Origin of the sequence: Terriglobus tenax (genome assembly GCF_025685395.1) — a bacterium.
GTDB classification, from domain to species: domain Bacteria; phylum Acidobacteriota; class Terriglobia; order Terriglobales; family Acidobacteriaceae; genus Terriglobus; species Terriglobus tenax.
In genome coordinates, this window is the sequence record NZ_JAGSYA010000004.1 from 779,846 (window position 1) to 804,232 (window position 24,387).

Annotated in this window: 23 protein-coding genes; 13 read left to right on the top strand and 10 right to left on the bottom strand. The window is 60.7% G+C overall.

The window, feature by feature from the left end; all coding sequences use genetic code 11:
* Positions 1–154: 154 nt before the first annotated feature.
* Positions 155–988 carry an Mrp/NBP35 family ATP-binding protein gene (locus OHL13_RS08770; protein ID WP_263409752.1) on the bottom strand — a complete coding sequence of 278 codons (834 nt, stop codon included), beginning with the start codon at positions 986–988 and terminating at the stop codon, positions 155–157.
* Between the two features lie 36 nt (positions 989–1,024).
* Positions 1,025–1,546, bottom strand: coding sequence for an acyl-CoA thioesterase (locus OHL13_RS08775; protein ID WP_263409753.1), 522 nt, complete (start codon positions 1,544–1,546; stop codon positions 1,025–1,027).
* A 61-nt stretch (positions 1,547–1,607) separates the two neighbouring features.
* Between OHL13_RS08775 and OHL13_RS08780 the strand changes: the two genes are divergently transcribed.
* The 6 genes from OHL13_RS08780 to OHL13_RS08805 all read left to right on the top strand — a co-directional run bounded on the left by OHL13_RS08780 (position 1,608) and on the right by OHL13_RS08805 (position 6,845).
* On the top strand, positions 1,608–1,916 hold the full coding sequence (locus OHL13_RS08780; protein WP_263409754.1) for a tetratricopeptide repeat protein: 309 nt from the start codon (positions 1,608–1,610) through the stop codon (positions 1,914–1,916).
* A gap of 38 nt (positions 1,917–1,954) precedes the next feature.
* Positions 1,955–2,290: a hypothetical protein gene (locus tag OHL13_RS08785; RefSeq protein WP_263409755.1), complete on the top strand. Its 336-nt coding sequence runs from the start codon at positions 1,955–1,957 to the stop codon at positions 2,288–2,290.
* Between the two features lie 10 nt (positions 2,291–2,300).
* Entirely contained in the window at positions 2,301–3,023 is a 723-nt protein-coding gene (locus OHL13_RS08790; RefSeq protein WP_263409756.1) for an MgtC/SapB family protein, read from the top strand.
* Positions 3,024–3,047: 24 nt separating this feature from the next.
* Positions 3,048–4,580 carry a sigma 54-interacting transcriptional regulator gene (locus tag OHL13_RS08795; RefSeq protein ID WP_263409757.1) on the top strand — a complete coding sequence of 511 codons (1,533 nt, stop codon included), beginning with the start codon at positions 3,048–3,050 and terminating at the stop codon, positions 4,578–4,580.
* A gap of 324 nt (positions 4,581–4,904) precedes the next feature.
* A complete protein-coding gene (locus OHL13_RS08800) occupies positions 4,905–5,579 on the top strand; it encodes a class I SAM-dependent methyltransferase (protein ID WP_263409758.1) in 675 nt (224 codons plus the stop codon).
* Positions 5,580–5,603: 24 nt separating this feature from the next.
* On the top strand, positions 5,604–6,845 hold the full coding sequence (locus OHL13_RS08805; RefSeq protein WP_263409759.1) for a vWA domain-containing protein: 1,242 nt from the start codon (positions 5,604–5,606) through the stop codon (positions 6,843–6,845).
* Here OHL13_RS08805 and OHL13_RS08810 read toward each other — a convergent pair.
* The 3 genes from OHL13_RS08810 to OHL13_RS08820 all read right to left on the bottom strand — a co-directional run bounded on the left by OHL13_RS08810 (position 6,842) and on the right by OHL13_RS08820 (position 9,811).
* Positions 6,842–8,104 (bottom strand): Gfo/Idh/MocA family protein, encoded by a 1,263-nt coding sequence (locus tag OHL13_RS08810; RefSeq protein ID WP_263409760.1) that lies wholly within the window; start codon positions 8,102–8,104, stop codon positions 6,842–6,844. The genes OHL13_RS08805 and OHL13_RS08810 overlap by 4 nt on opposite strands.
* A gap of 14 nt (positions 8,105–8,118) precedes the next feature.
* A complete protein-coding gene (locus tag OHL13_RS08815; RefSeq protein ID WP_263409761.1) occupies positions 8,119–9,105 on the bottom strand; it encodes a sugar phosphate isomerase/epimerase family protein in 987 nt (328 codons plus the stop codon).
* A gap of 112 nt (positions 9,106–9,217) precedes the next feature.
* A complete protein-coding gene (locus tag OHL13_RS08820; protein WP_263409762.1) occupies positions 9,218–9,811 on the bottom strand; it encodes a ComEA family DNA-binding protein in 594 nt (197 codons plus the stop codon).
* A gap of 197 nt (positions 9,812–10,008) precedes the next feature.
* On the opposite strand from OHL13_RS08820, the gene OHL13_RS08825 reads away from it, so the two are divergent.
* Genes OHL13_RS08825 through OHL13_RS08840 form a run of 4 tightly spaced genes read left to right on the top strand, consistent with a single transcriptional unit; the run spans position 10,009 to position 15,540 of the window.
* On the top strand, positions 10,009–11,076 hold the full coding sequence (locus tag OHL13_RS08825) for a LacI family DNA-binding transcriptional regulator (RefSeq protein ID WP_263409763.1): 1,068 nt from the start codon (positions 10,009–10,011) through the stop codon (positions 11,074–11,076).
* A 21-nt stretch (positions 11,077–11,097) separates the two neighbouring features.
* Positions 11,098–12,621, top strand: a complete 1,524-nt coding sequence (locus OHL13_RS08830) for a sugar ABC transporter ATP-binding protein (RefSeq protein ID WP_263409764.1) — start codon at positions 11,098–11,100, stop codon at positions 12,619–12,621.
* Positions 12,618–13,562: an ABC transporter permease gene (locus OHL13_RS08835; RefSeq protein ID WP_263409765.1), complete on the top strand. Its 945-nt coding sequence runs from the start codon at positions 12,618–12,620 to the stop codon at positions 13,560–13,562. Before OHL13_RS08830 ends, OHL13_RS08835 begins: the two co-directional genes overlap by 4 nt.
* Positions 13,555–15,540: a substrate-binding domain-containing protein gene (locus tag OHL13_RS08840; protein ID WP_263409766.1), complete on the top strand. Its 1,986-nt coding sequence runs from the start codon at positions 13,555–13,557 to the stop codon at positions 15,538–15,540. The genes OHL13_RS08835 and OHL13_RS08840 overlap by 8 nt, the downstream gene beginning before the upstream one ends.
* Here the strand turns inward: OHL13_RS08840 and OHL13_RS08845 are convergent.
* The 5 genes from OHL13_RS08845 to OHL13_RS08865 form a co-directional block, all read right to left on the bottom strand.
* Entirely contained in the window at positions 15,537–16,595 is a 1,059-nt protein-coding gene (locus OHL13_RS08845) for an aldose 1-epimerase family protein (protein ID WP_263409767.1), read from the bottom strand. The genes OHL13_RS08840 and OHL13_RS08845 overlap by 4 nt on opposite strands.
* Positions 16,596–16,684: 89 nt before the next feature.
* Positions 16,685–17,566, bottom strand: a complete 882-nt coding sequence (locus OHL13_RS08850) for a 3-keto-disaccharide hydrolase (protein WP_263409768.1) — start codon at positions 17,564–17,566, stop codon at positions 16,685–16,687.
* Positions 17,566–18,717: a Gfo/Idh/MocA family protein gene (locus tag OHL13_RS08855; RefSeq protein ID WP_263409769.1), complete on the bottom strand. Its 1,152-nt coding sequence runs from the start codon at positions 18,715–18,717 to the stop codon at positions 17,566–17,568. The genes OHL13_RS08850 and OHL13_RS08855 overlap by 1 nt, the downstream gene beginning before the upstream one ends.
* Before the next feature lie 12 nt (positions 18,718–18,729).
* The gene (locus OHL13_RS08860; RefSeq protein WP_263409770.1) at positions 18,730–19,773 is read right to left on the bottom strand and encodes a sugar phosphate isomerase/epimerase family protein; all 1,044 of its coding nucleotides are present in this window, start codon (positions 19,771–19,773) and stop codon (positions 18,730–18,732) included.
* A 14-nt stretch (positions 19,774–19,787) separates the two neighbouring features.
* Positions 19,788–21,005 (bottom strand): cupin domain-containing protein, encoded by a 1,218-nt coding sequence (locus OHL13_RS08865; RefSeq protein ID WP_263409771.1) that lies wholly within the window; start codon positions 21,003–21,005, stop codon positions 19,788–19,790.
* 328 nt (positions 21,006–21,333) lie between these two features.
* Between OHL13_RS08865 and OHL13_RS08870 the strand changes: the two genes are divergently transcribed.
* Genes OHL13_RS08870 through OHL13_RS08880 form a run of 3 tightly spaced genes read left to right on the top strand, consistent with a single transcriptional unit; the run spans position 21,334 to position 24,270 of the window.
* On the top strand, positions 21,334–22,395 hold the full coding sequence (locus tag OHL13_RS08870) for a cytochrome-c peroxidase (RefSeq protein ID WP_263409772.1): 1,062 nt from the start codon (positions 21,334–21,336) through the stop codon (positions 22,393–22,395).
* A 28-nt stretch (positions 22,396–22,423) separates the two neighbouring features.
* Positions 22,424–23,197, top strand: coding sequence for a carboxypeptidase regulatory-like domain-containing protein (locus OHL13_RS08875; protein ID WP_263409773.1), 774 nt, complete (start codon positions 22,424–22,426; stop codon positions 23,195–23,197).
* 8 nt (positions 23,198–23,205) lie between these two features.
* Positions 23,206–24,270 (top strand): beta-propeller fold lactonase family protein, encoded by a 1,065-nt coding sequence (locus OHL13_RS08880; protein ID WP_263409774.1) that lies wholly within the window; start codon positions 23,206–23,208, stop codon positions 24,268–24,270.
* The last annotated feature ends 117 nt before the right edge of the window (positions 24,271–24,387 follow it).

Consider the following 24,387-nt stretch of genomic DNA (forward strand, 5'->3'; position numbering starts at 1 on the left):
CGTCAAGCCGTGCAGGCCAGCCAGACGTATCGGCAAGCTCTTCCATCACTTGTCCTCGCGGCCGGAGCGCTTCGCGCGGAGTGGAGAGACCTGCATTTCGAGCGCTGAAGCGCCAAAAATGCAGGTCTCATTGATGGAGGAAAATCGATTCGCCCTACGTGATCTCCAGCACGTCGTCGGCCTTGTCACTCACCTCGGCCGCGCGCGCCACCACGTTCCTGGCAATCTCGTAGAAGCCCTTCGCACGCTCGGAACTCTCGCCACCCAGCGCTACCGGCAGGCCGCGGTCACCGCCGGAGCGAATCTCCGGGTCAAGATCGACGCTGCCCAAAAAGTGCAGGCCGAACTGGCGTGCCGTCTGCTCCGTGCCGCCAGCACCGAAGACATCCAGAATGGTGCCGTCCGGCAACCGCATCTGGCTCATGTTCTCCACCATGCCCAGCACCTCGACATTTACCTGGTGGAACATCTCCAGGGCCTTGCGGGCGTCCTGCAGAGCGACGCTCGATCCGGTGGAAACGACCACGGCTCCTGTCAGCGGCACCGTCTGGACCAGCGAGATGACCACGTCACCCGTTCCCGGCGGCAGATCGACCACCAGGTAATCCAGCTCACCCCAATCCACCTGCTGCAGGAACTGGCGGATGATCTGGTGCAGCATCGGTCCACGCATCACCATCGGCTTGTCGCCGGGCGAGATCAGGCCAATCGAGATAAACTTCACGCCGTGCGCCGTAATGGGCTCAATGCGGTTGTCGCCGATGACGTTCGGCTGCTTCTGTGAACCCAGCATCAGGGGCACATTCGGTCCGTAGATATCGGCATCCACCAGGCCCACGCGATATCCCAGCTTCGCCAGCGCAATCGCCAGGTTCACGCTGGTGGTGGTCTTGCCTACGCCGCCCTTGCCGCTGCCCACTGCAATTACATTTGCGATTCCTGGCAGCCGCTGCGGTCCCTGCGGCGCGTTATGTCCCATGTGTCCCATCTTGGTGTACTCCAAATCTTTTTCGGTTTCGCTGGTTTAGATGTACCAGGCGTTCTCAAGGCTCTTGCGGAGCCGCTTTTTTCGCTCAACCTCGCCACTGCGCGCCTCGCGGCGCTTCAGGGCATCGTCAAAGCGGCGCTTCTGATGCTCGGTCTCCGGCACCAGGCAATCCACCTCGACCGGGTGCCCGCTGTCATCCACAGCAACGTAGGTCAGGTACGCCGAAGAAACATGGCGGAGATTGCCCGTCTTCGGATCTTCCACCATCGCCTTCACACCCACCTCCATGGAGGTACGGAAGGCGCGGTTGACGCTGGCCTTTAGAATCAGCACCTCGCCCACGTGAACCGGTGCGACGAAGTCCAGCGAATCCATGCTGGCGGTGACGACCGTCGTAGCCCGCGCGTGGCGGTATGCGGCCACGGCGCCCACCAGGTCAATAAACTGCATCAGGCGGCCGCCAAACAGGTTGCCAAGTCCATTGGCATCGCCGGGGAAGATGACTTCGCTGCGTTCGGCCTGGCTTTCGCGGACCGTCCGCTGTCGCTTCTCTTGCATAGCTAACAGTTTACCGCCGCTGGCCTGCGCAGGTATCCAATTCCGCGATAGCCTGTAAGAGATGGACAAGATTGCAGCACTCTCGGAAATTCTGACGATGGACCCCGCCAACGCCTTTGCCCGCTATGGGCTTGCCATGGAATACCTTGGCCAGGGCGACACGGACAAGGCCCTTGCCGAGTTCCAGACGCTACGCGAGCACCAGCCCGACTACGTTCCCGGCCACCAGATGGCCGCGCAGACCCTGATCAAGCTTGGCCGCTACAGCGAGGCCCGCGAGCGCCTGGAGACGGGCCTTGCCGCCGCTGAAAAAACCGGCAATGGACACGCTATTTCCGAATTGTCGGGCCTATTAAGCGATTTGCCGTAAATTTGCGTGCGGTGACTAAAAGCTGGCAGGATGCGGGGATGAAGGTATTTCTTTTCGTTCTTGCTGCCACGGTCTTTGAAGCTGTCGGCGACGCGGTTATCCGCATTGCCGTACACACCGGCAACATGCGCGCAAGAGTCATGTTCTTCCTTCTCGGCAGCCTGCTGCTCACCGCCTATGGGACCTGCCTGAACATCGCTCCGGTTGAGTTCGCCACTGTCGTAGGCCTGTACATCGCGCTGTTGTTTATCGTCTTCCAGATCACGAACTACCTCTTCTTCGATGTCGCGCCAACCATCCCCGTCCTGCTGGGTGGCGTACTCATCCTGAGCGGAAGCGCGATTGTCTATCTCTGGAGACCTGTCGTCGAGTAGGATGATCGCGATGCCTGCCAGTTGGTTCCCTGCCATGTCGCCCGATGTCTCCATGACCAGCATTGCGCTGCGTCTCGGCCTGGCAACAATCAGTTCCGCCGCCATCGGTTTCAATCGTGACGAGCGTTCGCACCCTGCCGGGCTGCGCACCATCATGCTGGTCTGCATGGCCGCAACGCTGGCATCGCTGGAGCTGAACCTGCTGCTGCCCACGGTGGGCAAAGCCGCCAACTCCTTCGTGCAGATTGATCCCATGCGGCTGCCTCTGGGCATCCTCACCGGCATCGGCTTCATCGGCGCAGGCGCCATCGTGCGCCGCGATAACTTCGTGACCGGCCTGACCACCGCCGCCACCATCTGGGTGGTCACCGTTCTGGGTATTTTGTTCGGTGCCGGCCAGCTTGTTCTGGGCAGCATCGGAGCCGCTTCCACCATCTTCGTTCTCTGGATCCTGGAGTATGTCGATGACCGTCTTCCACGCAAGAAGCGAGGCACGTTATCGGTGTCGGTGGAATACACACCCACCATCGAGTCTGAAGTGATTGCCCTGCTTGCCAGCACAGGCTTCATCGCGGACCGCTGGCGTGTTTCGCATGACCGCGTCAACGGTATAACCACTCTGAGCTGCGATGTGACATGGAAAGCCTCCGGAGGCCGCCAGCCGCGCATACCCCGGCCATTTACTGAACTGCGCGCACTCCAGGGACTTCGCACCTTCTCGTGGGAAGAGTAACGGCCACAGGCCTATACTTGTGCCATGCCGGTAACGAAGAACCTGCCCCTGACCCTTGGCGAATTGAAAAAGAGCGAGTGGACGCCGGAGCGCGTCAACCGCTCCGTCAAAGACGAGCTGCGCGAGAACCTGATCGCACGCCTGCGCTCCAGGCAGACCATCTTCCCCGGCATCGTCGGCTATGAAGACACCGTCGTTCCGCAGATCGTCAACGCCGTGCTGTCAAAGCACAACTTCATCCTTCTGGGTCTGCGCGGACAGGCAAAGAGCCGTATTCTGCGCGCACTGACCAACCTGCTCGATCCCGTCGTTCCCTATGTCGCCGGCTCGGAGCTGCGCGACAATCCCTACAAGCCGCTGAGCAAGTACGCCCGCGACCTGGTCGCAGAACAAGGCGACGACACCCCCATCGCTTGGCTGACGCCGGACGATCGCTACGTCGAGAAGCTTGCTACACCGGACGTCACCGTGGCCGACCTCGTCGGCGATCTTGACCCCATCAAGGCAGCGCGCGGCGGGCAGGAGCTCTCCAGCGAACTGACCATGCACTACGGCCTTCTGCCCCGCGCCAATCGAGGCCTCTTCATCATCAATGAGGTGCCGGACCTCGCCGGCAAGATCCAGGTCGCGCTCTTCAACATCATGCAGGAAGGCGACGTGCAGATTAAGGGCTACCCCGTCCGCCTGCAGCTGGATGTCGCCATCGCATTCTCGGCGAACCCGGAGGACTACACGGCGCGCGGCAAGATCGTCACTCCACTGAAGGACCGCATCGGCTCGGAGATCCGCACCCACTATCCGGAGTCGCTCGAAGAAGCCATCAGCATCACCACACAGGAGGCCTGGGCCGCACGCCCCAACTCCTCCATCGAGATTCCCGGCTACATCCGCGAAGTCGTTGAGCTGATCGCCTTCCTCGCCCGCGAGGACAAGAAGGTCGACAAGCGCTCCGGCGTCTCGCAGCGCCTGCCTATCTCGACCATGGAACTCGTCCTCTCCAACGCCGAACGCCGCGCCCTCATCCATGGCGAAGAACTCTCCGTGCCCCGCATCGGCGACATCTTCACCGCCCTTCCTGGCATCACCGGCAAGATCGAGCTGGAGTACGAAGGCGAGATGCGCGGCGCCGATGTCATTATCCGCGACATCATCCGCCAGGCCGTACAGCGCAGCTTCGACAAGCACTTCGGCAACGTGAACACGCAGCAGATTGAGGAGTGGTTCAACCTGGGCGGCACCGTGCAGTTGAACGACCAGCAGCCCGCAGCAGCGTCCCTGAAAGAGCTGAAGCAGATTCAGGGACTGCTCGACAAGCTGGAGCCTGTGGGCATCACGGCAAAGTCATCGCCGGAGATGACAGTTTCCGCGGCAGAGTTCCTTCTCGAAGGCATGACAGCGCACAAGCGCATCACCCGCAGCGAGGAACGCAGCTTCTCCGCCGGCGAAAAAGGCCGCCGCCACGAACAGGCCGCCAACTTCCACGAGACGGTACGCGAGCGCGAAAAGGACAAGGAAGACTGGGGTTCTAAGAACCGCACACGCCGCGGCTTCAACTAAAACATGGAATTCAATGGCAAGGACGACGCTCTCGCTCGTTGGCTTCATGGCATCTGTGCTTTGCCGCTTGCAGTTGTCGCATTCTTATTTATCCGCTGCGGAGGTTGGCACCAGACCTCAAGAGGTTGGATCATTGGCGCTTCCCTTGGCTTCAGCATCGGGTATGTGTCATACCGCTGTGCTTTTTACGCGATCACGGGGCGCAGGAGCATCAACGAAGATGACATGTGGCGCATCAACCGCCCCTAAGTATTCGTAATTTGAAGATGCAAAATTTTTATATGGCGGCGACACCCGCTAGGGACCGCGCTTATGGTTCAACTCATGAACATCAGCGCTACGCAGATCGTCTTCGACACCACAGCCGCCACCTATGACCAGGATCGCGCGAAGCTGATACCTTCGCATGACACCTTCTACGGCTGGGCCATCCGCCTCATCCCGCCCGCTGCGAGAACCATCATCGACCTCGGCGCGGGCACAGGGCATCTGACCGCGATGCTTCGCCAGCACTTTCCCGCGGCGAAGATTCATCTCGTCGATTTCTCCCAGCCCATGCTCGACCGCGCTCGCGAGCGTTTCCGCGGCGACGCCAACGTCGAGTTCCACCAACTCGACTACGCTGCGCAGCCCTTGCCCACGGAAGCCTGTGCTGTTGTCTCCGCGCTCTCCATCCATCACTGCACTGATGCCGACAAGCAGCGTGTCATCCAGGCAGCGTACAACGCGCTCAAACCCAACGGCGTCTTCCTCAACGCCGAACAGGTGGCCGGCCCCACACCCGCGCAGACGGATGCCTACAACGAGCTTTGGCTGCGCCAGATCCGCTCCAACGGAGCCACCGAAGAGCAGATCGAAGCCAGCCTCTACCGCCGCCGCGACGACAAGTGCTCACCGGTGGAAACCCAACTTGAATGGATGCGCTCCGCGGGCTTTGCCGACGCAGACTGCTGGTACAAGGAGTCCGGCTTCGCCGTTCTGGCAGGCACAAGGCTCTAGCGGGCGTATCATCAAACCAGGCCCATGAAGACGACGCGCTACAAGAAATACGAGGGCGACCTGGCCAGCGAGCTTGGTCTTGAGGAGTTGATGGAGGCGCTCGGCGACTTCCTGCTCGACTCCGGCTTCCAGGACCCCTACGGCGACTTCAGCGAGATGAACATGGACCAGTCGCTCGACGACCTGCGTGAGGCCATCCGCCAGGTGCTGGAGAACGGCGACTTCCTGGACGAAGATACCCAGCAGCAGTACGACGACATGAGCGCCGAGCAGCAGGAGCAGATGCTCGACAAGCTGATCGAGCGCATGCAGAACGAGAACATGATCCGCACCGACGCGGAAACCTCAGACAGCACGCAGCCATCCACTGCTCCGGGCGAGGTAGGACGCAATGAGTCCGAGGTACGCTTCGAAGTCACTGACAAGTCGATGGACTTCCTCGGTTACAAGGCGCTGCGCAACCTGCTCGGCTCCATGGGCCGCGCCAACTTTGGCCGTCATGACACCATCCACGAGGCCAGCGGCATCGAAGCCAGCGGATCCTCCAAGCCCTACGAATTCGGGGACACGCTGAACCTGGACGTAACCGCCACGCTCAAGTCCGCCATCGAACGCGAAGGCCTGACCATGCCGCTGAATATTGAGTACAGCGACCTGCACGTCCATCAGTCAGAGTTCCAGGCATCCTGCGCTACAGTCGTCATGCTGGACTGCTCGCACTCCATGATCCTGTACGGCGAAGACCGCTTCACCCCGGCCAAGCGCGTGGCCATGGCGCTGGCGCACCTGACACGCACGCAGTTCCCAGGCGACTCACTGCACCTCGTGCTCTTCCACGACTCCGCCGAGGAGATTCCCATCTCGCAACTTGGCCGCGTCAAGGTTGGTCCCTGGTACACCAATACGCGCGAGGGCTTCAAGGTCGCACGGCGTATCCTCTCTCGCTCGAACAAGCAGATGAAGCAGATCGTCATGATCACCGACGGGAAACCCTCGGCGCTCACGCTGCCCGATGGCCGCATCTACAAAAACGCCTTCGGCCTTGATCCGCTTGTCGTCTCCGAAACACTGGAAGAGGTCGGACGGTGCAAGCGTTCCGGCATCCAGATCAACACCTTCATGCTGACCAATGACTTCTCCCTCGTCCAGTTCGTACAGAAGGTCACGGCCATGTGCCGCGGCAAGGCCTACTTCACCACGCCGCAGACTCTGGGGAATTACCTGCTGATGGACTTCATGCAGCGCCGCATGAAGTCCGTCCACTAGACAAACTTTTTGATATCGAAGCCCAGCTGATACGCCTCGGTATCGGCCTCAATCTCTTCCCAGCTCACGGACCGCCCTGTCTCAGCAGCCTTTCGCGCCAGCATGCAGCTGCGCGCACTCTCCACGCCGGCCGCAATCTGGTTCTGGAAGGTATTGCTGGTAATGCTTTCAATAAAGCTGCGGTCTTTCATCTTGTCTGCTTCGGCAAGGTTATCGCTGAAGGCACCGTCAGCGGCGAATTTGGTATCGCTGCTCTGTTCACTGCCAGACCACGTCCATGGCTTCAGTCCCTGGATGCCGAGCGTTCCCTTGTACGGCATCTCGGCCAGGCCATCGGTCCCGAAGATGGTCTCCTTCACATCAAAGTAGCCGGCGGCATTGAACTGCGTGGAGCTGAAGACAAACTCCGCACCGTTGGGATAGGTAAAGATCACCTCGTAGTTGTCATTGATATTGCCCGCGTTCGTCAGCACTTTACGGCTGGCGCGCGCAACCGCCTTCACCGGATGGGTGTTCATCACCCAGTTGCACACGTCAATGACGTGGATGTTCTGCTCCAGCAGAATGTCTCCGGACAACGTCTTGTCCCAGAGCCAGTTGCGCAGGCGCAACTCATCCTTGGGCATGTTGCCACGGTCAGGATAGGTTGCTGTGGGAGCGTTGTAGTGTCCGCTGAGCGATGCGATCCTGCCGATCTGTCCTTCGTGGATGCGTTTGACGATCTCGATAAACGGCGGCGCCGAACGAATCTGGAATCCAACCGAGATGCTGACCTTGTTCCCTACGCGTTTTGCTATCTCCAGAGCCCGGCGTGTCTGCGGAATATCCACACCGACCGGCTTCTCGCAGTACACATGCTTGCCGCCAGCCGTCAGCACATCCATGTGCTCCACATGAAAGAAGGGCGGCGTGGAGATCTGGACCGCGTCAATCTTCGGGTTGGCCGCCATCGCCTTGTAGGACTCCCATCCATGGAAGGTCATCTTGGAGTCAATGGCAGAGAGGCCGAGCGAAGCATTGACCTGGTCAAAGTGCTGCTTCCCTTTGGCAAGCTGGTCCGGGAAGATGTCGCCCAGCGCCACGATGCGTGCCTGTGTATTCTTCGCAAACGAAGTGGCAACCGAGGTGCCGCGTTTGCCGCAACCAAGCAAGCCGTAGTTCACGCTCGAATTGGCAGCGTAGCTGAAGGCAACGCTCGGCTTGACGATCATCAGTCCGCCAACGGCTCCGGCGCTCTTGAGAAAATTTCTGCGATCCATCGGGAATCTCCTGGCTACGCGTTCCTGATCTTGTTCAGAATGTTTTCGAGATAAAGCTTTTCTTCTTTTACGTCCTGAATCTGCTGCGGGCCAGAGGTCTCGCGCTCAATGCTGACCGCGCCCTGGTAGCCGAGTTCATGCAGCATCTGCAGCACCCTGGGAAAATCGACCTCACCCCTCCCGATCACCACCTCTTCCCCCAGCTTGTCCGGATTGGTGGGCCACTTGCCGTCCTTTGCGTGCATGGCGCGGACATGCGGTCCCAGCACCTTCAGCGCATCCACCGGGTTGGCCTTGCCGTAAAGGATGAGGTTCGCCGTGTCCAGACCGACGCCAAGCGCGGGGTTATTCACGTCCTTGATCATGCGCAGCATGGTCGTTGGCGTCTCCTGCCCCGTCTCCATCAGGAAACTCTGCCCGTTGGCCGCGCAGTGCCTGGTAATCTCAGTGATCGCTGCGACTGTTTCCGGATAGAGCGGGTCCTTCGGGTCTTCCGAAATAAAGCCGCAGTGTGTCTGTACACGGCCAATGCCCAGAGACTTCGCAAAGTCCGAGCATTGCTTCAGCGCATCCAGCCGTGCCTGACGATACGCCCGCGGAACCAGGCCAATGGTGGAGGGCCCTTCCAGGAAGTTCCACTTCAACGGCTGTGGATTGACTACCTCCGCCGTCGTGGCAATGACCTGGTACTTCTCCAGCAAGCCGGCGAACTGCTTCGTCAGCGCAGGAGTGAAGTGGTCAAGATAGCCGTCCAGCGAAAGGAAGCAGGTCTCGAACCCAAGCTCGTGCACCAGACGGATCTTCGCCTCCGGATCAGGCGATGGCTTGATCAGCAGCCCCAGCTCCATCGGAGCATGTTGTGGCTGCTTGTAGCTGGACTGCGCCATCAGCGAAGCGGGTGCCGTGGCCATCGCCGCGCCTGCCGTAGCCAGGGTTGCTTGTTTCAGAAAAGCTCGACGCTCCATGGAAGCAGCCTCTCGTTTTTCCAGCGGGGATGACATGGACAACCTCCGTATGCGCGGACGCGCCGCGTTTGAAAACTATCAGTGGCACAGACAAAACAAAAGCCCCTCACACACGGAGGGGCCTTTGTTGATAACGTATCGTCTCTGCTTAGAACTCGATGATGTCCTTCTTGTCGTCAATCTTCGAGCCATCCACATCCGGAACCTTCTTCAGGTCGCTCAGCGCCTTGAAGTCGCCGTTCTTGGTGCGGTAGTCCACAAGGGCAGCAGCTTCCTTCTCCGTCAGGCCAAGTCCCTTCACCAGGTCCGCCGCGGCAGCCTTGTTCACATTCACATGCGCCGTCGCACCGCCAGCTCCAGGAGCGGGGAAGTTCTTCGAGACGTAATCCAGAATCTTCGCGAAATCCTCATCGCTGGCCGTTGCTCCCATGTCGACCATCTTCGCGAGCGTGGCTTCCCATCCCTCGCGGCTCTGCGGACGGCTCAGGATATTGTTCGGCGAATGGCAGCGGCTGCACACCCGCAGCGTAACGTCGCGGCCCTCACCGGCGGGAAATTCGGGGTGTTCGTCCGACTGGTATGCAGCCAGCACGGCCGCCGGCGGATTGGCCGGCTTTGGCTCGGCGATAACAGCAGCAGCCACAAGGCACGACGCGGCAACCACAATCGCGCCGGTGAACTTCAGGTATACCGGATTCAGCTTTCCAGTCAGCTGCTCCCACTTGTTACGCAGTTCGCTCATTTCCCCTCACCAATCCCCAAAAGTAACCTAGCGGGGATTTTAACATTCCGTATGAACCCTCGGCCAGACGGATAGTTGCCCGCCCCCCGGGGATTCGTCCGTGACCGTGTATCGACTCTCATTTACAGTCGCATGTAGAGTTTCTCGGCTGCGTTTTGGCGTGGTCAACACGTTCGACAAGGAAGTTCACCAGGCCCATGGCACCGAATCAAAAAGAACTGGCGAAACTCGCCGGCGTCTCCGCCGGAACGGTTTCCAACGTCATCAGCGGATCGGCAAAGGTCAGCGAGCGCTCCCGGCAGAAGGTGTTGGAGGCGATCCGTATCCTGAATTACCGCCCCAACCTGATTGCCCGCAGCCTGAAGACCAACCGCACCTATACGCTGGGCATCGTCATTCCGGACATCACGATTCCCTTCTTCCCCAAGATCGTACGCGGCGCCGAAGCCGCCGCACGCGAGCGAGGCTACTTCCTCATCGTTCTGGACTCCGAGGGTAGCCCGGAGCGCGAAGAGGACATGCTGGCCCTGCTCCGAGCGCAACGTGTTGAAGGCATCCTGTTGGTCACCGCGCAGGCAAGCGAAGCCGGCGATACCGAAAACCCGCAGGACATCGCTGGCTCTCCCATCGTCTGCGTCGACCGCGTTCCCGTAAATCTTGACGTCGATTCGGTATGCGTGGACGATGCCGGAGCCTCCGAAATGGCGACGGCCCATCTCATTGAAAATGGCCACCGGCGCATCGCCATCATCACCGGCCCCCTGTCGCTGCAAAACGAACACGAACGCCTGCGCGGCTACAAACGCGCCCTGTCGCGCGCTGGAATCCCGCTGGACGAATCCCTGATCTGGAACGCGGCCTTCGGACAGGAACTGGTAGCTGGACTGTGCCAGCGCGGCTTCCGTCAGTCGCCGGAGAGACCTACCGCCCTGCTGGCCACCAACGGCGTCACTGGCATGGCTGCCCTGCGCAGCCTGTACACCATGGGACTGCGCACCCCGCGCGACTTTGCCTTTGTCACCTTTGACCAGGTCAACGCCGAGGCTCTGTTCAAACCCGGCATCTCCACGGTCGTACAGCCCACCTATGACATGGGTCACCGCGCGGTCGAGGTACTTCTGCGCCGCATTGAAGCTGGCGAGCAGTCTCCTCCGCCCATCACGCGCGTGCAGTTGCCCGCCGAACTCGTCGTACGCGAATCCTCCGCCACCCGTCTGAAAGATGCGCCCGCAAGAAGCGAGACAAAGAAGCGTGCGAAGGAATAAGCTGGTGGCCCAGTTGCCAGCATGCAAAACGTCGCGCCGAACAGCACTCTACCGCTCGCCATTCGGGCGAACGCACTGACCAAGTCCTATGCCGGCGTCCGGGCCCTGCGCTCTGGTTCGCTGGAGCTTCGCGCCGGCGAAGTCCACGCCCTCATCGGCGAAAACGGCGCTGGCAAATCCACGCTCACCAAGATCATCACCGGCGCCATCCAGCCGGACTCCGGCGAGTTGGAGATCTTCGGCCAGCGCATCACGGCCAACGATCCCAACCTCTCCCGCTCGCTCGGCGTCGCCGTCATCTACCAGCAGCCCTCCATCTTCCCGCATCTCACGGTGGCAGAAAACATCTGCATGCCGCTGGAGCGTGAAAAAAACGGCCTGACCGTGGACTGGCGCAATCGCAAGCAGCGCGCCAAAGACCTGATGCAGTCCATCGGAGCCACCATCGACCCGGGCCGCCTGGCCGGAACCCTCAGCATGGCCGAACAGCAGGTCGTCGAGATCGCCAAGGCTGTCGGCTCCAAAGCACGCGTCATCCTGATGGACGAGCCCACCGCCCTGCTCTCCGAGCGAGAGACCGAAAAGCTCTTCGCCCTGGTCAAGCGCCTGCGCGACGAAGGTGTCGCCATCGTCTACATCTCGCACCGGTTGGAGGAGATCCTCGCTCTCTCCGACCGCATCACCGTCTTACGCGACGGCGAGACCATCGCTTGCCGCAACGCCAGCGACGTCAGCCGCGCCGAGCTGATTGAACTGATGGTCGGCCGCTCCATCGCATCCGTCTTCCCGAAGCGCGCAGTCACTCCCGGCGACCTCGCCATCGAAGTGAACGGCCTCAGCAATCCCGAGGTAGGCCTCCACGACATCTCCTTCAGCGTGCGCAAGGGAGAAATCTTCGGCCTCGCGGGCCTCGTCGGCTCCGGTCGTACTGAGTTGGCACGCACCCTCTTCGGGATCACTCCCGTCTCCACTTCCATTACCTTGCATGGGCGCCAGGTCACCATCCATAGCCCCGCGGAGGCCATCGCCAACGGCCTTGGCTACTTGCCGGAAGACCGCCGCCAGCACGGCGTCATCCTCGATATGAGCATCGCCGATAACATCACACTGGCCAGCCTGAAAGACGTCGCCAAACATGGCCTGCTGAATGCCACGCAGGAAAAAGCCACCGCCGAGGGCTACCGCACCAGCCTGCGCATCAAGGCTCCAACCACGGAAACAACCACCGGAGCGCTCTCCGGCGGCAACCAGCAGAAGGTTGCACTCGCACGATGGCTGGCCATCCACCCCAGCGTCATGATCCTGGATGAGCCGACACAGGGCGTCGACGTCGGCTCCAAGTCCGAAATCCATGAACTCATTGTCGAGTTCGCCGAGCGCGGCATGGCCGTCATTCTCATCTCCTCCGAACTCCCCGAGGTCCTCGGCATGAGCGACCGCGTAGGCGTCTTCTATCAGGGCACCATCGTCGCCACGCTCAGCCAGGAAGAAGCCACGCAGCAGAAGGTCATGTCCCTCGCCTTTGGACACGAGGTATCCGCATGAAGCAGCACGCACGCGAGATCGCTGTCGCCATCACCATCCTTCTGCTGCTGGCCGTACTGGCTGCAACCACGCGCGGCTTCTTCACCGCCGACAATCTCACCGACCTCTTTCTGGCCAACGTACCCGTGCTCATCATCGCCCTGGGGATGACGCTCATCATCCTCACCGGACAGATTGATATCTCCATCGGCTCGGTCTTCGCCGTCTGCAGCATCGTCGCCGGCGTGGCCGCGCGCGATGGCCTTCCGGTCCTGCTCGCCATGCTGCTGGCCTGTGCCGCCGGTACGCTGCTCGGGTCCTTCAACGGACTCCTGGTCGCATGGATGCGCATGCCCTCCATCGTGGTCACGCTGGCCTCCATGGTCGCCATTCGCGACGGCCTGCGCTGGCAGACGCAGGGTGCATGGGTCGGCGGCCTCCCCGCCAGTTTCCTGCGCTTCGGACTTTCGCAGACCGCTTACACAGCCACCACGCTCGTCATCGCTGTCCTTCTGGTCGCGCTCTTCGCCATCGGCCTGCGTTATTTTCGCGGAGGCCGCCAGATCTTCGCCACCGGCTCCAACGAAACCGCTGCCCGCATCCTCGGCATCAATACCGACCTCGTTCTCTTTTCGGTCTTCGCCATCACCGGCCTGCTCACCGGCTTTGCCGCCTCGCTCAACGCCGTACGCTTCAACCAGATTCCCAGCAACTCCGGCATCGGCATGGAGATGAAGGTCATCGCCGCCGTCGCCGTCGGAGGAGCCACCATCACCGGCGGCTCCGGCACCATCGCAGGCACCGTGCTCGGTGTCGTTCTACTCGGCCTCATCGGCCCGGCGCTCACCTTCCTCGGCATCAGCGCCTACTGGGAGCGCGCCATCCAGGGGCTCATCATTCTCGCCGCCGTCTCCGCCAACGTGCTCAGCCACTATCGCCGAAAGTCGGTGAGCCATGCCTAAGCGGCTTCGCATCTCCGCGGCAGAGGTCGCCCTGCTCATCGCTCTTGTCTTGGAGTGCGTCTACTTCGGCATCGCCGCGCCCAGCTTCGCCACCTGGGGCAACTTTTTTGAGGTCGTCCGCTTCTCTGTCGAGCTCGGCCTTCTGGTCATCGCGCTCACACCGATCCTCATCACCGGTGGCATCGACCTCTCCGTCGGATCCACCATCGGCATGACCGCCGTGCTCTTCGGCTCGCTCTGGCACGATGGCCACCTGCCCATCGCGCTCTGCTTCCTCCTGGCTCTCGTCATCGGCCTGCTTGCCGGAGGCTTGAACGCCCTGCTCATCGCCGGCCTGCGCCTGCCGCCGCTGATCGTGACGCTTGGCACCTTCTCGCTCTACCGAGGCATCGCCGAAGGCATCACCCACGGAGCCGTCAGCTTCACCGGCTACCCCGCAGCCTTTCTGCACCTGGGGCAGGGATACTTCTGGAAGCTCATCCCCGTGCAGCTTCCCATCCTGCTCATCATTCTCGCTGCCTATGTCGTTCTTCTGCACAAGTCCGTCATCGGCCGCAGCATCTACGCCATCGGCTTTAACGCCGACGGCGCACGTTACGCCGGCATCCCGGTCCGCAAGCGGCTGGCGCTGCTCTATGTCCTCTCCGGAGTAATTGCGTCTCTCGCGGCGCTCATCTACGTCGCACATCTTGGCCTTGCAAAGTCTGACCTCGGCACCGGCTACGAACTGCAGGCCATCACCGCCGTCGTCGTCGGTGGCGTCTCCGTCTTCGGAGGCCGTGGCACCCTGCTCGGCTCCATGCTTGGCCTCTTCTTCCTCTCCGTGCTGCAGAACGGAATGCACCTGATGGCTCTACCTTCGGAGATGACCGGCGTCCTCATCGGCTTCCTTCTGCTGGCTATCGTTGCGGTCGATCGCCTGCGCGCCACCGGCAAGCTGAAGCTCGAACCCGGCGAAACCCCGCTCTGGAAGCGTCCCGGCATCGTTTCTGCCTTACTGGTCGCATGCGTCGTCATCGGTTCGCTGATGACGCATGCGGCCTCGCATCGCAGCAGCGCCGCCGCCGGCAGCCATAAGCTCACCATCGCGGTCATGCCCAAGGCAAAGGGCGATCCCTACTTCATCAGCGCCCGTGCCGGTGCCGAAGAGGCTGCAAAAGAACTCGGCATCGACCTCATCTGGGACGGCCCCACCAGCCTCGACGCCTCGCAGCAGAACGAGCTGGTCGAGAACTGGATCACCCGTGGTGTGGACGCGATCGTCGTCGCCGTCGAGAACAAGGGCAGCATCTCCACCGTTCTGCGTAAGGCCCGCGCGCATGGCATCGCCGTACTCACCTGGGACGCCGACGCCGAGCTCAATGCACGCGACTACTTCCTCAACCAGGCCACACCTGTCGGCATCGCCAACGCCCTAACGGACGAAGGCGCGCGCCTGATGCCGCAGGGCGGACAGTTCGCCATCGTTACCGGAGCGCTCAGCGCCGAAAACCAGAACGAGTGGATCGCCGACATCAAAAAACGCGTCGCCTCCGACCATCCCAACCTTCAACTGGCCACCATTCAGCCCAGCGACGACGATCGCGACAAGGCCTTCAACCAGACCCAGGTCATCCTGAAGGCCTACCCGCAGGTGAAGCTCATCATCGCCATCTCCGCACCCGCCGTCCCCGGAGCAGCCGAAGCCGTTTCGCAGGCCGGTCGCAAGGACGTGAAGGTCATCGGCCTGTCACTGCCTTCCATCTGCCGCACCTACCTGCACGATGGTTCTGTGCAGACCATCTTCCTGTGGAACACGCAGGACCTTGGCTACCTGACCGTCTACGCAGGCGTGCTGACCGCAGAGAAAAAAATCGCGGCCAACGCGACAGACGTCCACGTTGGCCGCTTAGGCAAGCTCGATATCAATGGTTCCGAAATCATCCTCGGCAAGCCGCTGCTCATCGACAAAAACAATGTCGACAGCCTGCACTTCTAAACTTCAGTCGCCGCAATCGCCTTCTGTACGGCATCCACGCCATCGTGGATATCGAACTGAATCCGGAAGACCACCTTCTCTCCCGGCTGCATGATCTTCAGCGTGCCGCGCTCGCGTTCCTTCTTGCGGCCAAGGCTGCGGCAGTTCGCCGGCTCAAAGCCCAGCACGAAATCATGCACCCCGGTCAGCTTCCACTCGATAAAGTCCGGCAGCGTGGTTGGGTCATACTTCACGCTTACAGCCCAATCCTTTTTCTCGCGATCACTGACAAGCAGCGTATTCACCCATCCATCCGTTCCGGGCTTCATGGTGTGGAAGTACACCCTCTCACCCATGCCGCGCACCGGCTCGTTGAAGACATTCCACTCGTCAAAAGTCGCCTGCGCATGCGGCGTGGCGGCAACCGTCGACGCAGGACTGGCAAAGATCTGGCTCTTCCCTGTCAGCAGCGGATATCCAAAGTTCAGGTGATACAGCGCCATCAGCGGTGACTCGCCGTAGCCCTGATTCTCGACCGTATCCTCAACCGCAATCCTGCTCGTCTTCAAGGATGCCGTGATCTTGCGCGTCAGCAATAGGTTCGGTCCAAAGACTGAGGCCTCGCGCACCTTCCCGGTAATCGTGAAGATGCAATCATCGCCCACCCAGTCCTCGCTCCAGCTCACCTGCTCCGCCGGTGTATTCGAAACAAATCCATGCAGCCCAAGCTGCTTGCCGTCGTCCTCGCTCGGAGCGCCCGCATGCGATAACCCACAGAAGCACAGCAGGCCGCCATAGAACCCGCGCAGCCAGTCCAGCCCCTTGTCCGAGTGGTACGCCGGATGCGTAATGCCTGTGGCCGACTGCCAGCTCAGCGACTTGCCGTAGTAATAGGCCTCGCCAATGTCCATGCCCCGGCCGGGCATCACCCAGAACTCAAGCCCAACGGCCGTGCGCACACGCAGCGCAGAAACACCCTTCGCCTTACCGTCGGCATACTCAAACGCCGTGACACCACCCAGCTGTGACAACCGGCCAGTACGTTCTTCCAGAAATGTGCGTGTCTCAGAACCCATCGTGATCTTCGTCTCCCAATGTTCCTTCTAAAAACTAACAGCGCGGCGATCCCTCGCCACGCTGTAGGTCAAACAAAATCCGCCGCAGGCTATGGCAGCTTCTTGATGTAGATGTTGCGATGCAGAATATGCAGCGTCCCCGGCCCCTCGATCTCCAGCGCGATGTAGCCGCTGGAAGCCATCTTTTCCGGATCGGTATCGATCGTCTGCGAGAAGACGTGACCGTTGATCATGTGCGTCAGCGTATGGCCATCGGCAACAATCTCAATCTCGTTCCAGTCATCTTTCTTCAAGTAGGACTTCAACTGTTCCGCAGTACCGACCTCAGCTACAACACGAGGCTTAGCCCCCTTGCCCTCAAACGCCACCACCTGGCCGGGATAGGTCATGATTCCCCGCTCCGAACTCTGCTCGTAGAGCTGGCCCGTGTAGCGGTTGTCATAGTTGAAGTCCATCTGGTAGCCGTCCATGTTCCACGCGGCATGCTTCCTGTTCAGCTCCGCCGCCTTGGCCATGCGGGCCTTCTGCTCTTCCGTCGGATTCGCCGGAGGAATACGGTCGCGCACCGGAACGATATGGCTGCAGTACTGGATGCCGCCATTCGCTCCAGCGCCTTCCATCTTCACCTCCATGCGAAGACGGAAGTTGGCGAACTGGCTGGTCTTGTAGATCAGGTTGGTCGTGCCTGACGGCACCGCTTCGCTGGACGAACCGACAATGGCGCCATCGGCCACGCTCCACACCTCAGGCGCACCGCTCCAGCCTGTCATCGTCTTGCCGTCGAACAAGGCTGTCCAACCGGTGTGGTCGTCCCAGTTGCGCGGCTCCGGAGGAACGCGGTTCACCGGGCCAAGCGGCGGCAGCTTTTTCGCCGCGGCCTTCTGCGCCGGCAGTGTTACCGCTGCGGACAAAACAAAGACGGCAGCCGTAAACAGGCCTGCCGTCTTCTTCAAGTTGATTCTGTGCATCATTATTCCTTTGGCGGAAGCGCAGATTCCCACTGCTTGGTCTTGGCCGACTTCAGGACAGCATCGGTCACATAGTCGCACTTCAGGCCGTCTTCAAACGTCGGAGCAGCTTCCTTGCCCTCGCCTACGGCAATCAGGAAGTCCGCAACCTGATGAATGAAGGTGTGCTCGTAACCAATCTGTAGACCCGGTACCCACCAGTTCTTCATGTACGGATGGTCACCGTCGGTAATGTGAATGCTCTTCCATCCGCGCAGACGGCTCTCGTCACGATGATCGAAGAACTCCAGGCGGTGCAGGTCATGCAGGTCCCAACGAGCGGAAGCCTTCTCGCCGTTGATCTCCAGCGTGAACAGAGCCTTGTGGCCGCGCGCGTAACGCGTGGACTCAAACAGCGCCATCGAGCCGTTCTCAAAGTGGCCCAGGAAAGCAGCTGCGTCATCGATGGTGACCGGAGTCTTCACGCCGGTCTCGCTGTGCATGCGTTCTTTGATGAAGGTTTCGGTCATCGCCGTCACATCCACAATCGATCCGTTCAGCCACATGGCCATGTCAATGTTGTGAGCCAGCAGGTCACCCGTAACACCAGAGCCCGACACGCTGGAATCCAGGCGCCAGGTTCCCTGCCCGCCCTGTGGCAGGTCTTCGGAGATCGTCCAGTCCTGCAGGAACTGCGAGCGGTAGTGAAAGATGCGGCCAAAGCGGCCCTCGTCCAGCAACTGCTTCAGCAGAACCACGGCGGGCACGCGACGGTAGTTGTACCAGACCATGTTCGGAACTCCGGCCTTCTTCACCGCGTCCCACATGGGCTTGCCCTCTTCCGCGGTACGAGCCAGCGGCTTCTCGCACAGCACCATCTTGCCCGCCTCGGCCGCTGCAATCGCAATCTCGGCATGCGTGTTGTTGGGGCTGGCAATGTCGATCACATCGATGTCCTTGCGCTCGATCAGCTTGCGCCAGTCCGTCTCGACCGACTCATAGCCCCAGGTCTCGGCAAAGCCCTTCACCTTCTCCGCGCTGCGGGCGCACACGGCCTTCAGCACAGGTTCATACGGAGTATCGAAGAAGCGAGGCGCCTGCAGAAAGGCATTCGAATGGGTTTTGCCCATGAAGCCATAACCGACCAGGCCAACGTTCAGTTTTTTCTTAGCCATGCGTCTGTTTCCTTAGTCCCATCCGTGCGCGTCGCGCACCTTGATCATCGTGCCCAGAATGTCATTCCACGTCTGCGGATTCAGCATCATCGCGTTGGGGAACATGCAGCCGTCCCAGCAGATGTGCTGCATCGCCTTCGTCGGTTGACCATCGGCTCCGCGCAGCCACAAACCGGCAACCTCCACCACGTCCATCTTGCCGTTCGGGTCATTCACCGGGCAGTGACGTCCGGTCTTGTCATGCGACCCCGTACCGTGCACCGTGCCATCGTTCTGCGCGACATGGAAGTCGATCGTCCAGGGACGCAGCGCATCGGTCAGCGTCTTGAACGCCGCCATCAGCGTGGCCTTGTCGTTCCAGTCAAAGTTCGCCGGCAGGATACGTGCCTCCGGCGCGTTATAGCCCAGCGTGTAGAGCATGCTGTGCGCCATGTCCGCCTGGTAGCCCAGTGTCTTCGGGCGGCCAACGGTCTCCAGCAGCTCCACCACGGCCTTCCAGCTATGCATCGCGCCCCAGCATATCTCGCCTTCCAGGGCCAGCCGCTCGCCGTAGCCTTCGGCGATATCGCAGGCCGCCTTCAACGTCTCGGCAGCCTTCTTCGTGTTCTCCGCAGGATTCTCCGCCCAGTGCGACGGGCTGTCCGCCGTATCCACACGGATGATGCCGTACTTGCGGATGCCGATCTCCTTCAGCGTCTTGCCCATCTTGCAGGCCTTCTCCACCTGCGTCAGATAGTGCTTGCGGTCCTCTTCGGAACCGAACGACGATCCGCCACCCGTCGGCGGCCACACCGGCGCCACCAGCGATCCAACTACCAGGTTCCGGCTGGCAACCGAGTCGGCCAGCTTCTTCAAATCATCGGGAGTCGAATCAATGTCCGTATGTGGAGCGGAGGCAAACAGATCCACACCGTCAAACTTCACACCGTTCACCTCCGCCGCAGCGGTCAGGTCCAGCATGGTTTCCAGGTCAATCGGTGGTTCCGAGTCTGGTCCTTTGCCAACCAGACCCGGCCACATGGCATTGTGCAGTGCAGGCTTCTTGTGTGTGCTCACAACACTCTCTCCGGTTACTTCTTGATCAGCGGCGCGGCGTCAGGATTGCCCGGGCCAAAGTGCTTCAGAACGACCAGAGGATCGCTGATGCTCTTGTTCTGCACCACGACGCCCTTGTTCGCGGCAGCCTTGGTGACAAAGTACTCGTCCTCGGTCAGCTCCCCGAAGCGGATCATCGTCGGCGCCGACACCGGCTGCCTGCCCAGCGATCCATGGCCCTGCACCACGATGCAACCATACGCCTCGGCATCGGTGATGGTCACCGTCTGCCCCGGCAGAACCGTCAGCTCCTTGGCCGAGTAGAACTTGGTGCCGTAGGTCACCCAAACTTCGCGATAGCCCAGCTTCTCAGTCTCCGCAAACGGCTTCACCGGAGTCGGGAAGCACTTGTTCGACTTGCCGAACTCGGGGTTCACATTCTGGTCCCAGTCCAGCATGTTGATGATGTAATCCAGGTCCTGGTGCTGGGCTTCCGGAACATCCTTCACAAGCAGGCTCCAGTCCACAATGCGTCCATCCACCTCGGACTGGAACATCGCGAACACATCCGAATTCACCTGCGGCTCATAGGTCACCAGCGATCCCGGAGCATGCAGTACGCCCGGATCAATCTGCCAGCCCGTTCCCGGCTCCAACAGGTAGGCGCGTGCCAGGCCCAGGATGCCGTTGTCGCCTCTGTTCCAGTTCTCCAGGCACTTGCGCACATCGTCCTTCGTCGTGCCGGGCTCCAGGCCCATGAAGGTGTACGGGAAGTTGTTCTTGATCTGGTTGTACTGCGGCGGGAAGTAGTACGCCTCCGGCTTGCCCTTGAAGCCGACACGCGCCGCGTCCTCATCGTTCTGGTGCATGTGGTGCGGAATCGGTCCCATGTTGTCAAAGAACTTGCACAGGATGTTCCAACCCTTCTCACGCTCCATCACATCGGCGCCCAGCAGCAGGTCTCCGGCTTCGTCCACGGCATCCTTCAACTGGAACTTCTCACCCGTGCCGGTGACCACGTAGCTCAGACCTTCATCCGCGGTGGTCAGCGGACCGTTCGACGCCTTGGTCGTCGACGAGAACCAGCGCTCATTGATGCCGCCACGGTTCGCGCCAAAGGCATACAGGTCGTCCGGGTGCAGGCGCAGACGGCGGCCCGGAATCATGAATGAGCGGGGGACCCAGCAGGGAGCCAGCCGGAGGATACCCTCGCCGGCATTGATAGCGTCCTGTACGTTAGAGCGATTCACCATGTTGACGTCTTCCTTCTTCTGTTGCGGAGACTGGCTGCCCTACCGACAACAGGCTGGACCAGCGGATCCGGTTGTGCGAGCACATATCTCACCAGACGCCCCTTCTCTTCGCCTGAAAACCGGCGAAATACCGGAAAACAGGAGGATTGAGGAGGGAATGGAACGTTTTCGTGAGACGTCTCATTGCCGCGAGGATACTATCGACGACCATCGGCCAATGTCAAGAAACTTCCGAAAACCCTTCGATTCCTCACATCCGCCCAAGATCGCACAACCCCTGGAACCCAAACCCTGCCTCCGGCGTCCCATTACCATTACTCTTCTGGATATGCCGTTTTCCCGCACCTCCATCGCCGGCCTGCTCCTTCTTCCCCTGCTGATGGCCGGCTGCCGCTCCAGAATCCAGGACAACCCCATCGGTAAGCCAATCACCATCAAGCCGCCGCTCGGGCTGCCCGCCGTTCCGGTCCCGGCCGACAATCCCGTCACCGCCGAAGGCATTGCCCTGGGCCGTAAGCTCTTCTACGACAAGCGTCTCTCCAGCGATAACTCCCTGGCCTGCGCGCACTGCCACGACCCGAAGTTTTACTTCACGGATGGCCTGCGCCTCTCCAAAGGAGTCAAAGAACAGCTCGGCGTTCGCAACGCCCCCACCATCCTGAACGCTGCCTACATGCCCTTCCAGTTCTGGGACGGCCGCGCCATCTCGCTCGAGCAGCAGTCCATCGGCCCCATCGCCAATCCCGTGGAGATGAACAACAAGACCCACGACATCTTTCTAGGCAAGTTGAAGGGAGACCCCGAGTACGCCACTCTCTTTCGCAAGGCCTACGGCTCAAAGGACATCAACCTGCTTCGCGTCGAAAAAGCTCTGGCCAGCTTTGAACGCACCCTGCTCAGCGGAGGCTCCGCCTTTGACCGCTTTCAATACGGCGGAGATTCCACAGCGCTCACCCCGGAACAACTTCGCGGTCTGGTCGTCTTCATGAATCCCGCAGCGGGCAACTGCGCCGCCTGCCACACCCTCGGTTCAAAAGATTCGCTCTTCACCGACGGCAAGTTCCACAACATCGGCCAGGGTGTAAAGGATGAGGGCGACTTCAACGATGTTGGCCGCTACCACGAGACCAAGGTGGAAACCGACAAAGGCGCCTTCAAGACTCCCACCCTGCGTAACGTGGCACAGACCGCCCCGTACATGCATGATGGCAGCATCAAAACGCTGCCCGAGGTCGTCGACTTCTACGCCGGGCAGGGTAACTCCAACCCCTACCTTGATCCTGAGATCAGAAAGATCCATCTGAGCCCACAGGACCGCCGCGACCTCGTTGAGTTTCTCAACGCACTCACCGGAGAGATGCCGCCAAACTCCGGCCCTCCTGCAAAGTAACCAGCTCAGGTAGTAAAGTGACGGTGATATGCGACTGAAGCAAACTCTCTCCCTGGCCTTGATCGCTGCTTCCCTTGCGGGCTGCAAATCCCAGCCGGCCACGCCTGTGACGACGACCGAAACGCAGACGCCTCCGGTCTACTATCACGTGGATGCGGCCACAGCCGGTTCTATCTCCGGCACGCTGAAGTACACCGGCAAGCGTCCCGCGCCAAGGCTGATCGACATCAGTCAGGATCCGCTTTGCGTTCGCTCGCACAAGGGCAAGGCGTATGACGAGTCGCTGGTCGTCGACAGCAAGGGTGACCTTGCCAATGCCTTCCTCTACATCAAGAAGGGCCTCGAAGGAAAAGTCTTCGAAGTTCCCGCTACGCCGGTCGCTCTGGACCAGTCGGGCTGCTGGTTCCGTCCGCATGTGCTGGGCATCATGGTGGGCCAGCAGCTCACCATCACCAACTCTGACCCCGTCACGCACAATATTCACCCGGTCGCGCAGATCAACCGCGAGTGGAACCACAGTATGGGCCCCGGCGACGAGCCGCTGAAGCGCAAGTTCACCAAGCCGGAGATCATGGTGCCGGTCAAGTGCAACATCCACGACTGGATGCACTCCTTCATCGGCGTCGTGGACAATCCTTACTTCGCCGTCTCGAAGGACGACGGCACCTTCAGGATCGAGAACCTGCCGCCCGGAACCTACACGCTGGGCGTGTGGCACGAAAAACTTGGCGTCCAGGAGCAGACCATCACCGTCTCTGCTAAAGGCGATACTCCGGTCAACTTCACCTTCAAGGGAGAATAGTCACCACCATGCGGAAGTTTGCACTGCCCATTGTTGCTACCACCTGCCTTGCCTTTGCCGCCCTGGGCTGCAAGAGCACTCCCGCTCCTACGTCTGAAAACAAGCCCGCGCCGGAGCCAACCGGCCCGCGCGTCTATGCCACCAACGAGGTCTCCGGCGACCTGACCATCATCGACATCGGCACAGCGCAGAACATCGCTAATGTGCACCTCGGCAAACGTCCACGCGGCATTCATGCCTCCGCCGACGGCAAGCAGCTTTACATCGCGCTCAGCGGCACGCCCATCGCAGGCCCTGGCGTGGACGAGAGCACACTTCCTCCACCCGATCATTCCGCTGACGGCATCGCCATCTTCGACCTTGCCACGCGCAAGATCGTTCGCACCATCCCCGGCGGCTCTGACCCCGAGAACTTCGACGTCAGCAAAGACGGCAAGAAGCTCTTCATCTCCAACGAAGACATCTCCGCCGTCAGCATCATCGACATCGAATCCGGCACCGTCGAGAAGAGCTTCAAGATCGGCAGCGAGCCGGAAGGCGTGAAGGTCAGCCCGGACGGCAAAGAGGTCTGGGTCACTTCCGAGGGTACCGGCGAGGTCTCCGTGCTCGATCCTGAAAAGGGCAAGATCATCGCCACTATCAAGGTCGGCCATCGCCCGCGCAACATTGCCTTCCTTCCCGACGGGAAGACCGCCTTCGTCAACGCGGAGAACGATGGTAATGTCGTCGTCGTCGATGTAACGAAGCACAAGATGACCAAGACCATCAAGCTGGGCGAGCCCGGCGTCATCAAGCCTATGTACGTGCTGCTGTCGCCCGATGCCTCTAAGCTCTACGTCAGCACCGGACGCGGCAAGAAGGTCTTCGCCATCAACACCAAGGACGACTCCATCCTCGGCTCCGTCGAAGTGGGCCAGCGCCCCTGGGGCATGGCTCTCTCGCCCGATGAGAAGACGCTCTTCACCGCCAACGGACCTTCGAATGATGTCTCGTTCGTGGATCTGGCCAGCTTCACCGTCACGCACAAGGCCAAGGCCAGCGGCGGCCCCTGGGGACTGGTCGCACTTCCCTAGCACTCACAACGACTCTGGGTGTCCCATCCATCGCTACGCGATGGATGGGACACCGCTCCAAGTGACTCGCTTTTCTTGCTTTGTCATCCCGCGGCGCAGCGAAGGGATCTGCTTCTC

Excerpts from the sequence above, each read along its gene's own strand:
- OHL13_RS08770 (WP_263409752.1), bottom strand. The coding sequence starts at position 988 with ATGGGACACATGGGACATAACGCGCCGCAGGGACCGCAGCGGCTGCCA.
- OHL13_RS08775 (WP_263409753.1), bottom strand. The coding sequence starts at position 1,546 with ATGCAAGAGAAGCGACAGCGGACGGTCCGCGAAAGCCAGGCCGAACGC.
- OHL13_RS08780 (WP_263409754.1), top strand. The coding sequence starts at position 1,608 with ATGGACAAGATTGCAGCACTCTCGGAAATTCTGACGATGGACCCCGCC.
- OHL13_RS08785 (WP_263409755.1), top strand. The coding sequence starts at position 1,955 with ATGAAGGTATTTCTTTTCGTTCTTGCTGCCACGGTCTTTGAAGCTGTC.
- OHL13_RS08790 (WP_263409756.1), top strand. The coding sequence starts at position 2,301 with ATGCCTGCCAGTTGGTTCCCTGCCATGTCGCCCGATGTCTCCATGACC.
- OHL13_RS08795 (WP_263409757.1), top strand. The coding sequence starts at position 3,048 with ATGCCGGTAACGAAGAACCTGCCCCTGACCCTTGGCGAATTGAAAAAG.
- OHL13_RS08800 (WP_263409758.1), top strand. The coding sequence starts at position 4,905 with ATGAACATCAGCGCTACGCAGATCGTCTTCGACACCACAGCCGCCACC.
- OHL13_RS08805 (WP_263409759.1), top strand. The coding sequence starts at position 5,604 with ATGAAGACGACGCGCTACAAGAAATACGAGGGCGACCTGGCCAGCGAG.
- OHL13_RS08810 (WP_263409760.1), bottom strand. The coding sequence starts at position 8,104 with ATGGATCGCAGAAATTTTCTCAAGAGCGCCGGAGCCGTTGGCGGACTG.
- OHL13_RS08815 (WP_263409761.1), bottom strand. The coding sequence starts at position 9,105 with ATGTCATCCCCGCTGGAAAAACGAGAGGCTGCTTCCATGGAGCGTCGA.
- OHL13_RS08820 (WP_263409762.1), bottom strand. The coding sequence starts at position 9,811 with ATGAGCGAACTGCGTAACAAGTGGGAGCAGCTGACTGGAAAGCTGAAT.
- OHL13_RS08825 (WP_263409763.1), top strand. The coding sequence starts at position 10,009 with ATGGCACCGAATCAAAAAGAACTGGCGAAACTCGCCGGCGTCTCCGCC.
- OHL13_RS08830 (WP_263409764.1), top strand. The coding sequence starts at position 11,098 with ATGCAAAACGTCGCGCCGAACAGCACTCTACCGCTCGCCATTCGGGCG.
- OHL13_RS08835 (WP_263409765.1), top strand. The coding sequence starts at position 12,618 with ATGAAGCAGCACGCACGCGAGATCGCTGTCGCCATCACCATCCTTCTG.
- OHL13_RS08840 (WP_263409766.1), top strand. The coding sequence starts at position 13,555 with ATGCCTAAGCGGCTTCGCATCTCCGCGGCAGAGGTCGCCCTGCTCATC.
- OHL13_RS08845 (WP_263409767.1), bottom strand. The coding sequence starts at position 16,595 with ATGGGTTCTGAGACACGCACATTTCTGGAAGAACGTACTGGCCGGTTG.
- OHL13_RS08850 (WP_263409768.1), bottom strand. The coding sequence starts at position 17,566 with ATGATGCACAGAATCAACTTGAAGAAGACGGCAGGCCTGTTTACGGCT.
- OHL13_RS08855 (WP_263409769.1), bottom strand. The coding sequence starts at position 18,717 with ATGGCTAAGAAAAAACTGAACGTTGGCCTGGTCGGTTATGGCTTCATG.
- OHL13_RS08865 (WP_263409771.1), bottom strand. The coding sequence starts at position 21,005 with ATGGTGAATCGCTCTAACGTACAGGACGCTATCAATGCCGGCGAGGGT.
- OHL13_RS08870 (WP_263409772.1), top strand. The coding sequence starts at position 21,334 with ATGCCGTTTTCCCGCACCTCCATCGCCGGCCTGCTCCTTCTTCCCCTG.
- OHL13_RS08875 (WP_263409773.1), top strand. The coding sequence starts at position 22,424 with ATGCGACTGAAGCAAACTCTCTCCCTGGCCTTGATCGCTGCTTCCCTT.
- OHL13_RS08880 (WP_263409774.1), top strand. The coding sequence starts at position 23,206 with ATGCGGAAGTTTGCACTGCCCATTGTTGCTACCACCTGCCTTGCCTTT.